Source organism: Demequina sp., from assembly GCF_016278765.1.
Classification (GTDB): domain Bacteria; phylum Actinomycetota; class Actinomycetes; order Actinomycetales; family Demequinaceae; genus Demequina.
In genome coordinates, this window is record NZ_JADQBE010000082.1 from 1 (window position 1) to 13,811 (window position 13,811).

Here is a 13,811-nt window from a genome sequence, read left to right on the forward strand (position 1 = left end):
GGCGCCTCGAGCTCCGGGTGGATGTAGTCGACCTTCTGGCGGCCGTTCTTGCGCTCGGCGTAGTTGGTGTGGGAGTTGGCGCCCATCGGACCCGGACGGTACAGGGCCAGCACGGCGGAGATGTCCTCGAACGAGTCCGGCTTCATCTGCCGCAGCAGCGAGCGCATGGCCACGCCGTCGAGTTGGAACACTCCCAGGGTGTCGCCGCGGCCCAGCAGGTCGAACGCCGCCTGGTCCTCAAGCGCCAGGTCCTCCAGCACCAGCGGCGCCTTGCCGTTGTCGACGATGTTGTCCAGGGCATCGTCGAGGATCGTGAGGTTGCGCAGGCCCAAGAAGTCCATCTTGACCAGGCCGAGGCCCTCGCACGTGGGGTAGTCGAACTGGGTGATGATGGCGCCGTCTTGCTCGCGGCGCATGATGGGAATGATGTCGATCAGCGGCTCGGACGACATGATGACGCCTGCCGCGTGGACCCCCCACTGGCGCTTCAGCCCCTCCAGCCCGAGCGCCATGTCCACGACCTCGCGGGCCTCGGGGTCCGCCTCGACCGCCGTGCGGAAGTCGCCACCCTCGTTGTAGCGGTCGTGGGTTTCGTCGAACACGGCGGCGAGCGACAGGTCGCGGCCCTGCTGCGGGTCCGGGTAGGCCTTGGTGAGCAACTCACCCAAGGCGTAGGGCTTGCCCAGCACCCGCGCGGAGTCCTTGAGCGCCTGCTTGGCCTTGATGGTGCCGTAGGTGACGATCTGGGCGACCTTGTCCTCGCCGTACTTGTCCGTCACATAGCGGATCACCTCGCCGCGACGACGCTCGTCGAAGTCGATATCGAAGTCGGGCTTGGACTCGCGTTCCGGGTTGAGGAAGCGCTCGAAGTAGAGCTGATGCTGGATGGGGTCGAGGTCGGTGATCCGCATCGCGTACGCCGCCATGGAACCGGCGCCGGAACCGCGGCCGGGGCCCACCCGAATCCTGTTGTCCTTGGCCCACTTCACAAAGTCGGCAACCACCAGGAAGTACCCCGGGTAGCCCTTGTCGGCGATGACCTCGATCTCGAAGTTGGCGCGCTCCTGGACGTGCGCGGGGATCTGCTCGCCAAAGCGGTCGTGGAGGCCGCGCTGGACCTCCTTGACGAACCAGGAGTGCTCGTCCTCGCCCGCGGGCACGTCGTAGCGCGGCATGTAGTCGGCGGAGGTGTTGAACGCCACCTCGCACTGTTCCGCGATCGCCAGCGTGTTGGTGAGGGCCTCGGGGTGCCTATCGCCCCACAAGTCCCACATTTCCTCGGCGGTCTTGACGTAGTAGCCGTCCCCGTTGAACGCGAAGCGCTTGCCGCCCTGATCGTAGGTCGGCTCGTCGAGGGTGGAGCCGGACTGGATGCACAGCAGCGCCTCGTGCGTCTTGGCGTCGTCCTTGGACGAATAATGCAGATCGTTGGTGGCCACCAGCGGCGCCCCGAGGTCCTTCGACAGGCGCACCAGATCCTCGTAGACCCGCGTCTCGATGTCGAGGCCGTGATCCATGAGCTCCACGTAGTAGTTCTCGCGACCGAAGATCTCCTGGAATTCCCCCGCGGCCTTGAGCGCCTCGTCGTACTGGCCCAGGCGCAGCCTGGTCTGCACCTCGCCCGAGGGGCAGCCGGTGGTGGCGATGATGCCCTTCGCGTAGCGCTGCAGCAGGTCGCGGTCCATGCGGGCCTTGTAGAAGTGGCCCTCCAACGACGCGTACGAGGCGAGGCGGAATAGGTTGTGCATTCCGGCCGTGTCCTTGGCCCACATCGTGGCGTGGGTGTACGCGCCACCCGAGCTGACGTCGTCCCCTGCTTGGCCCTCTTGGCCCCACTTGACCCGGCCGCGGTCCGAGCGTGCGGTGCCCGGGGTGAGGTACGCCTCGAGGCCGATGATGGGCTTCACGCCCGCTTCGGTGGCCTTGGACCAGAACTCGTAGGCGCCGAACATGTAGCCGTGGTCCGTGGTGGCGATGGCCTTCTGGCCGAGCTCGTTGGCCCGCTCCATGAGGTCGGTGATGCGGGCCGCGCCGTCCAACATCGAGTACTCCGTGTGCACATGGAGGTGGACGAAGTCGCGCGACGGCATGGAGACGATTCTAGGCGCGGTGGCTGAAGGTTAGAGCCCTCGACGCGCTCGCCCTGCGAAGCCCCGGATCACTCAAGCCGCGGCTGAGAACGCTCGCCGCGGCTGGACCCGTGGTCGACGTTGGCCACAACGGCCACCCGCTGCCCTGAGCCGGCCCAGTTGCCAACGCGAGACGTCTGGCAAACCGCCTTAGCGCACGAGTTCCGTGAGCGCGTCGAGACTTTGACGTCCTTCCGGTACCACGTTGGGGGCAAGAGGCTCGTCGAACACCGTGACGAGGACCCCGTCGCGCTCGGTTATTGCTCCGAGGTCCGACGTGAGCGCGAGGTACCCGCCGTAGCCAGCGTCGAGAGCGAACAGCAGGACTTGTTCATCGGGGAGTTGCTTTCGGAGACTCTCGGCGGTGTCGACCGGCTGCCGAGGGCGAACGATGGAGATCTGGGACCCTCCGTCCCCCTTCACCCATTGGTCAACCTCGAAGGTGACCGCGACTACGCCCGCGTCCTTCGGAAGCCCCGAGACCTCCGTCGGGACTTCAGTAACGTCGATCGCGTGTGCAAGAACGACCGTAGTTGCGTCACGTTGGAGGTCGTCAAGGGACATCGGCGGGTCGACCTCGAGTCCAAGCCCCGCCATGCCACTCCAGTCGGCACGGACCTCTTCGTTACTGCATGCCGTCACAGCACCAAGAGACAGCATTAGCGCAACTAGAGTCGCGGCGGCGCGCTGAGTAACGGGCATTGATATGGCCTCTCTGGTCGGCGTTCCAAGGAGTTTTGTCCGGCGATGCCCGCAAGCACGAATTGTCAGGATCGGACGGGTTGCTGGTGGTTCCGGGCCAGTGTTTCCGCCCCATTTTCCCAAGTTACATGGCGTGTTGCGATCTGTCGCGGAACAGAAGGAACGCGAGGTTGCGTCCAATAGCGCGGTGATTGGTCGCCGCGCCCCGCCGTGTTTCCGCCGACTTCCACGCTCTCACGGCGTGTCGCACGAGAGAAAGGTTCGTAGCGTCGGGACGGGATGGGTAGCGGGCCACGTCGGAGGACGACGACACCCTCGCGGCACGCGCGACAATGGTTACATGACCTCCTCACGACGCGCCGATACGCGCGCGCCCGCACGCGCTCAGGCTGGCGCTGGCGTGTCGAGGGCGAAGGCTGCGGCCGCGCGCGCCGCAGTGGAGGTCCCCACCATCGCCTACCCGGCGGGGTTGCCCGTCAGCGCCAGGCGCGACGACATCGCCGCAGCCATTCGCGACCATCAGGTGGTGATTGTCGCGGGCGAGACCGGCTCAGGAAAGACCACCCAGATCCCCAAGATCGCTCTTGACTTGGGCCGGGGCCGCGCCGGCCAGATCGGCCACACTCAGCCGCGCCGCATCGCCGCGCGCTCCGTGGCGGACCGCATCGCCGAGGAACTCGGCACCACCCTGGGCGACGTGGTCGGCTACCAGGTGCGCTTCACCGACACGTCCTCCGAGCGCACGCTCATCAAGGTGATGACGGACGGCATCCTGCTGGCCCAAATCCAGCGCGACCCCGACCTGCTGACATATGACACTCTCATCATCGACGAGGCCCACGAACGCAGCCTCAACATCGACGTGCTACTCGGCTACCTCACCAATCTGCTGCCGCGCCGCCCCGATCTCAAGATCATCATCACGTCCGCCACCATCGACTCGGAGCGCTTCGCGCGTCACTTCGCACCCGGAGGACCCATCGCGGACGATGCCGTGGTGGGGCCAACCGCTGGGGCTGGGGACGACGCCGCGCCGGGTGGGCGCGACGCCGACGCCCGCCCCACCGCCCCCGTCATCCAGGTCACGGGCCGCACCTACCCGGTCGAGATGCGGTACCGGCCCCTGACGGGCGAGGCGCGCGGCGGGGAACGCGACCTCATGACCGGCATCGTGGATGCGTGCGACGAGCTCATGCGCGAGGGCCACGGCGACATCCTGGTGTTCCTGTCCGGCGAGCGCGAGATTCGCGATGCGGTGGACACCCTCGAGGGGCATCTGGGCCCGCGCGTGCGCGACGCCAAGCACCCTCAGGGAGTGGAGTTGCTTCCCCTGTACAGCCGGCTGAGCGCAGCCGAGCAGCACCGGGTCTTCGCCCAGCACTCGCGCCGCCGCATCGTGCTGGCCACCAACGTCGCCGAGACGTCGCTCACCGTGCCCGGCATCCACTACGTGGTGGACCCCGGCACGGCCCGCATCAGCCGCTACTCCAAGGCGACCAAGGTGCAGCGGCTGCCGATCGAGCCGATCTCCCAGGCGAGCGCCAATCAGCGCGCCGGACGCGCGGGCCGCCTCGCGGACGGCATCGCCATCCGGTTGTACTCCGAGGACGACTTCGCGTCGCGCCCCGACTTCACCGAACCGGAGATCCTCCGCACGTCGCTGGCCTCCGTGCTGCTGCAGATGATCTCGGTGGGCGTGGTGTCGACGCCCGACGAGGTGGCCTCCTTCCCGTTTGTGGAGCCTCCCGACACCCGCTCCATCAAGGACGGCATCCAATTGCTGTCCGACCTCGGGGCGGTCACCACGAATCGCGTCAGCAAGACCCGGCTGACGGACGTGGGGCGCAAGCTCGCGCGCCTGCCGATCGACCCCCGCCAGGCCCGGATGATCGTCGAGGGCGAGCGTCACGGAGTCGCCTACGAGGCCGCGGTGATCGCCGCAGCGCTGTCGATCCAGGACCCGCGCGAGCGTCCCAGCGACAAGCGCGCCGAGGCCGACCTTCAGCATCGGCGCTTCTCCACCCCCACGTCGGACCTGTTGGGCTACCTCAACCTGTGGGCGTACCTGCGGGACCGCCAGCACGAGCTGTCCGGCAGCGCGTTCCGGCGCATGTGCCGGTCCGAGTTCCTCAACTACTTGCGCGTGCGCGAGTGGCAGGACCTGGTCCAGCAGTTGCGGCAAGCGGGCAAGCCGGCAGGGATTCACATCAAGGCCAGAGCGGCAAAGCCGGTCGCGGCCGACCAAGGTGCGGGCGGCGGCGGTGCGGACGGCGGCGCGGGCGACCAACGCACCACGGCGTTCCTGCATGCGTGGGACGAGGATGCCATCCACCGCTCCGTGCTCGCGGGCCTGCTCACCCAGATCGGCATGCAGGACGAGGGCAGGGTGACCGCGTCGAGCTACTCGCACCTGCGCGGCGAGGCGAAGGCCGTCGCCTTGAAGCGGGCGCGCAAACGGGCGACCAACGAGTACCTGGGCACGCGCGGCGCCCGCTTCGCCATCCAGCCTGGCTCTCCCCTGTCCACGAAGCCGCCCGCTTTCGTGATGGCCGCCCAACTGGTGGAGACCAACCGGCTGTGGGCGCGCGACGTGGCGCGCATCGACCCGGCATGGGCGGAGGAGCTCGCCGGCGACCTGGCCAAGCACACCTACTCCGAGCCCCACTGGTCCACCAGCAAGGGCGCGGCCATGGCCCACGAGAAGGTACTGCTGTACGGAGTGCCCATCATCGCCGAGCGCCGCGTGCTGTGGGGAAAGGTCAACCCGGCGGAGGCGCGCGAGCTGTTCATTCGCCACGCGCTGGTGCAGGGCGAGTGGACCACCCACCACGAGTTCTGGAAGGCCAATCAGGCCGCGCTTGCCGAGGCCGCCGACGTGGAGGCCCGCACCCGCACCTTCGGGCTCGTGGCGGGCGAGGAGGAGCTATTCGACTTCTACGACGAGCGCCTCCCCGACCACGTGGTCTCCGCCGCGCATTTCGACAAGTGGTGGAAGGGCGCCCGCCGGGAGCACCCGGACCTGCTCACCTACACGACCGAGCTGCTCATGCCCGACGCGGCCGAGGTGGACCCGTCCCAATTCCCGGACACGTGGCCCCAAGGCGAGCTCACGCTGCCGCTCACCTACCAATTTGAGCCCGGCGCCGACGCGGACGGAGTGACCGTCCACATTCCCCTCACCGTACTCCCCCGCGTCACGCCCGACGGCTTCGACCGGCTGGTGCCCGGAATGCTGCCGGAGCTCACCACGGCGACCATCAGGGCGCTTCCCAAGCCCGTGCGCCGCCAGCTGGTGCCCGCCCCGGATGCCGCCAGGGACATCGTCGCGTGGATGGCGGTCCACACCCCCGCTTGGGAGGACCTTGCCCGTGCCGGCGACATGGCGGAGTCCTATCGCGACGCCTTCACGCGCGCCACGCGGGCGCTGCGCGACGTCACCATCCCGGCCGATGCGTGGGACGAGGTGGACGACCGTCTCGCGTCACACCTCAAGATGACGTTCCGGATCGTGGAGCACAAGAACGGCCGCGAGAGCGTCGTGGACGAGTCGACGCACCTACTCGCGCTCAAGCGTTCGCTCGCGCCTCGGACCGCCGACGCGGTGAGGCGGGCCGTGGGTGCGTCCCCCGATCATGGCCGCCAAGGCAAGGCCTCCGCCTCCGCAGCGCCAAAGCCCTCGCCGGCGGCCTTCGCTGGCGGGCCGGTTGTCGAGAAGAGCGAACTGAGCACATGGCCCGCAGGCCTACCTGGCGGAGTCCTTCCCGAGGTCATCGAGTCCGACGTGGGCGGCGGAGTGATCGTGCGCGGGTACCCGGGACTCATGGAGGAGAGGGGCGGCGCTGCGCTTCGCATCTTGGCCGACGCCCGTGAGCGTGACGCCGTACACGCGGACGGCGTGAGGCGCCTGTTGCTCACCGAGTGCGGATTGGCCACCAAACGGGTCACCTCCCGCTGGACGAGCGCGCAGTCGCTGGCACTCGCCGCGTCGGGCTACCGGACCACCGGCGCGCTGGTCGACGACCTTCAGCTCACGGCGATCCGCGCGCTGACCACCGTCACGCTCACGACTGCCGGCGGCGACGCGGTGGACGCCGCCGCAGTGCGTTCGGCCGACGCGTACGCGGCCGCTCGCGACCACGTGCGCGATCGGCTCGAGGACGAGATCTACCGCATCGTCGGCCTGGTGGTGCCGATCGCCGAGGCCTCCCGCGCGCTCGACGCAGACATCCGCGCCACCACGTCGATGGCACTGCTGTCCACCCTGGCCGACGTGCGCGCCCTGGCGGAGGACCTTGCCGGCGACGGCTTCCTGTCGCGCACCCCGCCCGGCCGGCTGCGGCACGTGCCCCGCTATCTCAAGGCGGCGCGCCACCGCATCGAGAAGGCGCAGTCACAGCCGGCGCGAGACGCCGAGCTGGCGTGGCGCGTGCGCGAGATTGCGGAGGAGGCTGATCGTGAACGCGAAGCCGCCGCGGGGAGCATCCCGGATGCGGCGCGAGCCGCCCGCATCAACGCCGCGCGGTGGATGATCGAGGAATTCCGCGTGTCGCTCTTCGCCCAGCAACTCGGCACCGACGGCCCCGTCAGCGAGAAGCGGATTCGGGCCGCGCTCGCCGCGCCGCCCGACTAGCCCGGGCACAAGTCCCGCTACGGGCCCGTGACCACCTTGAACGCGTCGTGGTGGGAAATGCCCTCATCGAGATAGGCGTCGCCGTACGGTATGTACCCGAGCTTCTCGTAGAACGGCATGGCCTGATCCTGGGCACTGAGTTCGACCCGCACGCTGCCGCCCGCGCCATGGCGTTCCAGTGCCGCGGCCTCCAACTCCTCCATGAGCGCGGTACCCGCACCCGTGTTGCGCGCCACCTTGCGCACCGCGACCCGGCCGATGTGCGGGACCGCCGGGTCCATGGCGCCGAACGCCCCCTCGCCGTGAAAGACGTCGGTGTGGGGCGCTAGCAATCGGCCGGTCGCGAGTGGGATGCCCTCGTCGTCAACCACGAGAGCGTGGAAGGTGCGCGGATCCGGATCGAGGGCGTCTCGCTCCGCAGCGGGGTCCACGCCCTGCTCATCGACGAAGACCTCGAAGCGGATCGCGAGCGCGACCTCAAGCTGTTCGGGCGTGGTCACGGGGACGCTCTGCATGGGTCTAGCCTCGCAGTTGCGCAAGCGCAGCCGCAAGATCCTCGGGGTATTCGGACACGACGCGCAATTCATCGCCCCGTGTGGGGTGTGCGAAAGCCAACTCCTTGGCGTGCAGCCACTGTCGCGTCAGGCCCAGCTTCTTGGCCTGGACCGGATCAGCGCCGTACGTGACGTCGCCCACGAGCGGATGCCTCATGGCGGTCATGTGGACCCGAATCTGGTGGGTGCGCCCCGTCTCGAGGTGGACCTCCACGAGCGATGCGGAGGGAAACATCTCCAGCACCTTGTAGTGCGTGATGGACGGCCTGCCACCCTCCACCACGGCGAATTTGTAGTCGGAACTGGGATGACGACCGATCGGGGCGTCAATCGTGCCCTCGGTGGGCTCCAGATGGCCCTGAGCCACCGCGTGATACACCTTGTCGATGGTGCGTTCCTTGAAGGCCCGCTTGAGCGCTGAATAAGCGGGCCCGGTCTTGGCGACCACCATCAGGCCGGACGTTCCTACATCGAGCCGATGCACGATGCCCTGGCGCTCGGCGGCGCCTTCCGCGGCCAGCGTCATTCCCGCATCGGCGAGCGCACCGGTGACAGTGGGGCCCTCCCAGCCGGGTGAGGGATGCGCGGCGACGCCCACCGGCTTGTCGATCACGGCGATGTCGGCGTCCTCGTACACCACGGTGAGGCCGCCGGGAATGGTCGGCTCGGGCATCGCCGCCCTGGGCTGAGGAATGTCTATGGCAAGAATTCCGTCACGCACGGTATCGGACCGGCCCACGGTGAAGCCCTCGAGCGAGACGCCTCCGCCATCAAGCAGTTCGGCCGCTTTGGTGCGACTCATGCCCAGCATCCGCGCCAAGGCCACGTCGGCGCGCTCGCCCACCAGCGCATCGGGCACGGGCAGATACCGGGTGTCGCTCACGGCGTGGCTTTGGCTGCGGGTGCCGGGTCACCCGGCGCGGGCTCCACGAGCCGCTTGCCAAACAAACTGACAAGCATGAACACCGCGGCGGCGCCGACGATGGCGATGTCGGCCACATTCCCCACAAAGACGTTGTTGTAGTTGATCATGTCAACCACGTGTCCCCGCCCGAACCCGGGCTCGCGGAACAGGCGATCGATCAGGTTGCCGAGCGCACCACCCAGCGCGACGCCAAAGAGCGCAACGGCCAAGCGTCCCCTCGCACGCCGGGCGTAGTACACGATCCCGACGGTCACGACGACGGCGATGCCGGTCAGCACCCACGTGTAGCCCTCGCCGAGCGAGAACGCGGCACCCGAATTGAACACCAACTGCCATGACAACGCGTCGCCCAGCACGGGATGACGCACGCCCGGCACCAGTGCGGACAGCGCCCACTGCTTGGTGAAGAGATCAATCGTGACCACGAGGGTCGCGGCCAACCAGACGGCGGGCCGAACGCTCAACGGCGCTCCTCGCGCTGCTTGCACGTCACGCAGTACTTGGCGCGCGGAAAGGCCTGCAGGCGCGCCTTGCCGATGCCCTGACCACACGAGACGCACGAGCCGAACGTGTGGTTCTGGATGCGGCGCAAAGCGTCAACCGACTCCTCGAGCATCTCGCGGGTGTTGTTCACGATCGACATTTCCTGCTCACGCTCCAGCGCGGTGGACCCGGCGTCGGCCTGGTCGTCGCCCGAACCCTCGGACGTGTGCAGGAGGTCGTCGAGGTCGTGCTCGCTGGCATGGAATTCTTCCACGAGGCGATCCACGTCGGCGTTGAGAGTGACCACGACGGCGCGCAATTCGGCGACCTTCCAAGGCTCCTCGCCTTCGCGCACGGCAAGAGCCTTGGCGTCGGCGGCCTTCAGGTCCGCGGGATCCACCTTGACGATGGGAACTTCAGTGCTTGTCATGAGGTCCTCACTTGGGTAACGCAGTGAGAGTAGTCGCACTGCAAGGGGAAGGCAAAGCGCCGCGCCGGTCCTTGCAGGCCGACGCGGCGCTCAAGCCGGGTGGTACTAGAAGTTCCAGCGTGGAGCGTCGGCCGGATCTTCGCCGGACTCGTCGTGATCGCCAGCGATCGGAACGAAACCCTCTTCGCCCGCGTGCGGGATCCGCTCCGCCTCGCCCACGTGTGGAGCCTGCTCTGGCTCTGGGTTGCCCCACTGCTCCCCGAACGCCGGAGCTGGCTCCGGCGCGCTCGCCAACTCCGGGTCAGGCACCGGTTCGGGCCCGGGCATCGAGCCGGGCACCGAATCGAACATCGAATCCGACACCGTGTCGGGCAAGGTTGGCGGAGCGGACGGCGTCTCGACGTCGGCCGAACCCACAGGGCCCGCACTCGCCTTGGACGCGTTGTGCTCCAGATCCCCCAGCAGGTTTTCCAGGTAGTTGCGCAAGTGGCCGCGGTAATCGCGTTCGAAGCGGCGCAAGTCGTCGATGCGGCGCTCGAGGTCGGCACGTTCAGTCTCGAGATCCTGCATGCGCCCGCGTGCGTCCGTCTCGGCCTGCTCGACGATGGTCTCGGCCTTGATCTTGCCCTCATCGATCAGGCGATCGCGAGCCTCCTCGCCCGCCTGAACGTATTCGTCGTGCAACTTCTGGGCCATGGCGAGCATGGTGGTCGCCGAGGGTGGGTTCGGGTCGGTGGCCGCCTGCAGGAAGGACTGCGACGGCACCTGGGCGGTGTCGGCACCGGGCGTCGCGGCCGGAGGCACCACTGCGCCGCCCGCTTGGGCCTGCGCCAGCCGCTGCTGGAGTTCGTCACGCTCGGCAGTCAAGGCGGCAATAGTATTGGCCACCTCGTCAAGAAAATCGTCAACCTCGTCCTGGTCGAATCCCTCGCGGTACTTCGTCTTGGAGAAGGCTTTGTTGAGGACGTCTTCGGCGGTGAGAAGTGCCATGCGTCGTCCATCCTTACTTTAGGGCGGCACTATGCGGCCGCCAGTTGGTCAATATTCACGTGCTCCCCCTAAGTATCGGAAAGCGCTTGAGTTCGCTGTTCTCTATCCGCCCAGGTTGTAGCGCACCTGAGCAAGCACCGAACGCAAAATGATCACGGCGAAGAACACAAGTAAGAATGCTACGTCAATTCGCACCATTCCGATGGTGAGCGGGGGCAAGACGCGGCGCACGGGTTTGATCAAGGGATCAGTGACGACATACACCGACTCCACCATCAGCGCGGAGAATCCCCGCGGCTGCCAATCCCGCGCGAAGGTGAATATCCACGACAACGCGATGCGCGCGAGCAGCATCAGCATCAGGATCAGGAGCGCAAACAGCGCGAGGTCTATGGCGAGGATCACGTGTCAAGGGTAACGGAGCGCCACGGCCCGGCCGGGCACCGCTCGATGTTAGTTCGAGAAGAATCCGGAGTCGGCCGCGGGCGGCTCGGCGTCGACGGCGATCTCGACGTGCGCAGGAGACAGCAGGAACACGGCCGTGGTGACCCGTTCGATGTTGCCGTGCAGTCCGAAGGACAGGCCAGCGGAGAAGTCGACAAGCCGCTTCGCCTCGGCGTCGGTCATTTCCGTGAGGTTCATGATGACCGGAACACCCTGGCGGAACGCTTCGCCGATGAGGCGCGCGTCGCTGTAGGAACGGGGCTTAATGGTCTGGATGCGTCGCAAGTCACCATGCTCGACGGGTTGGGGACGCTGATGGCGAACGGCCGACGTGCGTGGACGGGAATCGTGCTGCTCCCGCACGTGAGAGGCGTCGTGCAGGTTCGTGACGGGCGCGAGTTCCTCGTCGGCGTAGTCGTAGTCGTAGTCGTCACGGTCCGCGACTTCGAAACCGAAGTACTGCATCGCCTTGCGCATAGCGCTCATGGTTTCGCTCCGCTCTCACTTGCTGTGTCCTGCAACCTCCACGGTAGGTTGTCCGGGGCTTGCGCGGCCGCACCGACACGCCGGGCCATCCCCACGCGGTCACGACGGTGGCCCCTCGCACACGATGACTCCCGCCTGCCGCCCGGTGGTGCCCTCCCGTCGGTACGAGAAAAGCCTCAGCTCCTCGAACGTGCAGAAGCGGTGTCGGAAGACCCGGGTGAAGCCGAGTTCCGCGAGCCTGCCTACGACGGCGCGTGGAAGGTCCAGCGACGGCGTCCCCCAACTCGTCGTCGCCAACGCCGTCGGGTGGCTCCGCGATACGGTCGACGCCACCTGACTCGAGACTTCATAACACGTGCCGCAAATACATGGCCCGATGCTGAAGGTGACGGAATCGGGGTGCGACCGGGTCTGGCGAATGTCGATGATCGCCGCGACGGCGGCATCGACAACGCCCTTCCTCAGTCCTTCCCGGCCGATGTGCGCCGCCGCTACGGCGCCCGAGGACGCATCGTGCGCCAAGAGGGGCACGCAGTCCGCCGCGAGGGTCGCGAGCCCAAGCCCTCTGACGGTCGTGGTGAGCACATCCGCCACCGGCGGTTCGCGGCCGTCGAGGTAGGACTCGTCAAGTCTTGCGACGGCTATCCCGTGGTCGGGGCGCATGAAGATCACGGGCGTCCCCGCGCGATCTTGCACCACGCCACGGTTGATGCTGACGGCTGCGGCGGTGTCGCCGACGTGGGTGGCGACGTTAAGGCTCTCGTACGGCCCGGCGCTGACGCCGCCGTGGCGATCGGTAAAGAACGCCCTGACCGGTAGCCGGGCGTCCATGGCTACTTGAGGAACTCCGGAACGTCCAGGGCGTCATCGTCCGCCCACGAGGGGTGCACGTGGATCGCATCCGTGCGCGGCGCAGGATCGCGACGCGGCGTCGGCTCGGAGTCGGTCAGCGACGTGGGGAGGACATCCACCTCGACGGGCGCGTCCACCGGCTCCAGCTCCTCCGCGGAGGGTGTCGGTGCGGCCCCCTCGACGGTTCCCAGCGCGCCCAGGTGGCGGCGCACCGGAGGGGCGCCCCCGTCGAAGCCTGCCGCAATCACCGTGATGCGGAGCTCGTCGCCGAGCGCGTCGTCGATGACCGTGCCAAAGATGATGTTCGCCTCGGGGTGTGCCGCCTCGCGCACCAGCTTGGCTGCGGTTTCGACTTCCTTGATTCCCAGGTTGGAGCCGCCGGCGATGCTCAGCAGCACGCCATGTGCACCCTCGATCGACGCCTCCAGCAGCGGGGACGCGATCGCACCTTCCGCGGCCACGAGCGCGCGGTTCTCGCCGCGAGCGCTCGAGACGCCCATGAGCGCGGTGCCCGCGCCCTTCATGACGGACTTCACGTCGTTGAAGTCCACGTTGATGAGCCCGGGGGTCGTAATGAGGTCCGTAATGCCCTGGACGCCGCCTTGGAGCACCTGGTCTGCGGCGGCGAAGGCGCCGAGCACGGACAGGTTGGCGTCCTGGATATCCAGGAGTCGATCGTTGGGGATCACGATGAGCGTGTCGACCTCGTCGCGCAGCCGCTCGATGCCCGCTTCCGCCTGGTCGTAGCGGCGCCGTCCCTCGAAACTGAAGGGGCGCGTCACCACGCCGACCGTAAGTGCGCCGAGCGCCCTCGCGATGCGTGCCACCACGGGCGCGCCGCCGGTGCCGGTGCCTCCTCCCTCGCCTGCGGTCACAAAGACCATGTCGGCGTCGCGAAGGGCCTCCGCAATCTCCGTCTCATGGTCCTCGGCTGCCTTGCGGCCCACCTCGGGGTCGGCGCCCGCTCCGAGGCCGCGGGTCAGTTCGCGGCCGATGTCGAGCTTGACGTCGGCATCGGACATCAGCAGCGCTTGGGCATCGGTGTTGATGGCGATGAACTCGGCGCCCTTGAGGCCGACCTCGATCATCCTGTTGACGGCGTTGACTCCGCCGCCTCCGACGCCGACGACTTTGATCGCCGTGATGTAGTTCTGCGGTGCGGCCATGGCCTTCCCTTCAACATTAA

At 67.7% G+C, this 13,811-nt stretch carries 12 protein-coding genes; 1 reads left to right on the top strand and 11 read right to left on the bottom strand.

All coding sequences use genetic code 11. From position 1 onward, the window contains the following. Both dnaE and QZZ29_RS11925 read right to left on the bottom strand, forming a co-directional pair. The coding region (gene dnaE, locus QZZ29_RS11920; protein WP_291383548.1) for a DNA polymerase III subunit alpha at positions 1–2,090 on the bottom strand (2,090 nt) is incomplete at its 3' end. 189 nt (positions 2,091–2,279) lie between these two features. Next, a complete protein-coding gene (locus QZZ29_RS11925) occupies positions 2,280–2,726 on the bottom strand; it encodes a hypothetical protein (protein WP_291383549.1) in 447 nt (148 codons plus the stop codon). A gap of 445 nt (positions 2,727–3,171) precedes the next feature. On the opposite strand from QZZ29_RS11925, the gene hrpA reads away from it, so the two are divergent. Continuing rightward, positions 3,172–7,461, top strand: a complete 4,290-nt coding sequence (gene hrpA, locus QZZ29_RS11930) for an ATP-dependent RNA helicase HrpA (protein WP_291383550.1) — start codon at positions 3,172–3,174, stop codon at positions 7,459–7,461. A gap of 17 nt (positions 7,462–7,478) precedes the next feature. On the opposite strand, the gene QZZ29_RS11935 is transcribed toward hrpA, so the two are convergent. From QZZ29_RS11935 to ftsZ, 9 genes are all read right to left on the bottom strand, one after another. Further along, entirely contained in the window at positions 7,479–7,976 is a 498-nt protein-coding gene (locus QZZ29_RS11935) for a GNAT family N-acetyltransferase (protein ID WP_291383551.1), read from the bottom strand. Positions 7,977–7,980: 4 nt separating this feature from the next. Next, positions 7,981–8,898 (bottom strand): RluA family pseudouridine synthase, encoded by a 918-nt coding sequence (locus QZZ29_RS11940; protein ID WP_291383552.1) that lies wholly within the window; start codon positions 8,896–8,898, stop codon positions 7,981–7,983. Beyond that, the gene (gene lspA / locus QZZ29_RS11945; RefSeq protein WP_291383553.1) at positions 8,895–9,404 is read right to left on the bottom strand and encodes a signal peptidase II; all 510 of its coding nucleotides are present in this window, start codon (positions 9,402–9,404) and stop codon (positions 8,895–8,897) included. Before lspA ends, QZZ29_RS11940 begins: the two co-directional genes overlap by 4 nt. Next, positions 9,401–9,853, bottom strand: coding sequence for a TraR/DksA C4-type zinc finger protein (locus QZZ29_RS11950; RefSeq protein WP_291383554.1), 453 nt, complete (start codon positions 9,851–9,853; stop codon positions 9,401–9,403). Before QZZ29_RS11950 ends, lspA begins: the two co-directional genes overlap by 4 nt. 105 nt (positions 9,854–9,958) lie before the next feature. Next, positions 9,959–10,843, bottom strand: coding sequence for a DivIVA domain-containing protein (locus QZZ29_RS11955; RefSeq protein WP_291383555.1), 885 nt, complete (start codon positions 10,841–10,843; stop codon positions 9,959–9,961). Between the two features lie 102 nt (positions 10,844–10,945). Beyond that, positions 10,946–11,248, bottom strand: a complete 303-nt coding sequence (locus QZZ29_RS11960; protein WP_291383556.1) for a YggT family protein — start codon at positions 11,246–11,248, stop codon at positions 10,946–10,948. Positions 11,249–11,296: 48 nt separating this feature from the next. Further along, positions 11,297–11,773, bottom strand: a complete 477-nt coding sequence (locus QZZ29_RS11965) for a cell division protein SepF (protein ID WP_291383557.1) — start codon at positions 11,771–11,773, stop codon at positions 11,297–11,299. 99 nt (positions 11,774–11,872) lie between these two features. Next, positions 11,873–12,604, bottom strand: a complete 732-nt coding sequence (locus QZZ29_RS11970) for a polyphenol oxidase family protein (protein ID WP_291383558.1) — start codon at positions 12,602–12,604, stop codon at positions 11,873–11,875. Between the two features lie 2 nt (positions 12,605–12,606). After that, a complete protein-coding gene (gene ftsZ, locus QZZ29_RS11975; protein WP_291383559.1) occupies positions 12,607–13,791 on the bottom strand; it encodes a cell division protein FtsZ in 1,185 nt (394 codons plus the stop codon). Between the last annotated feature and the right edge of the window lie 20 nt (positions 13,792–13,811).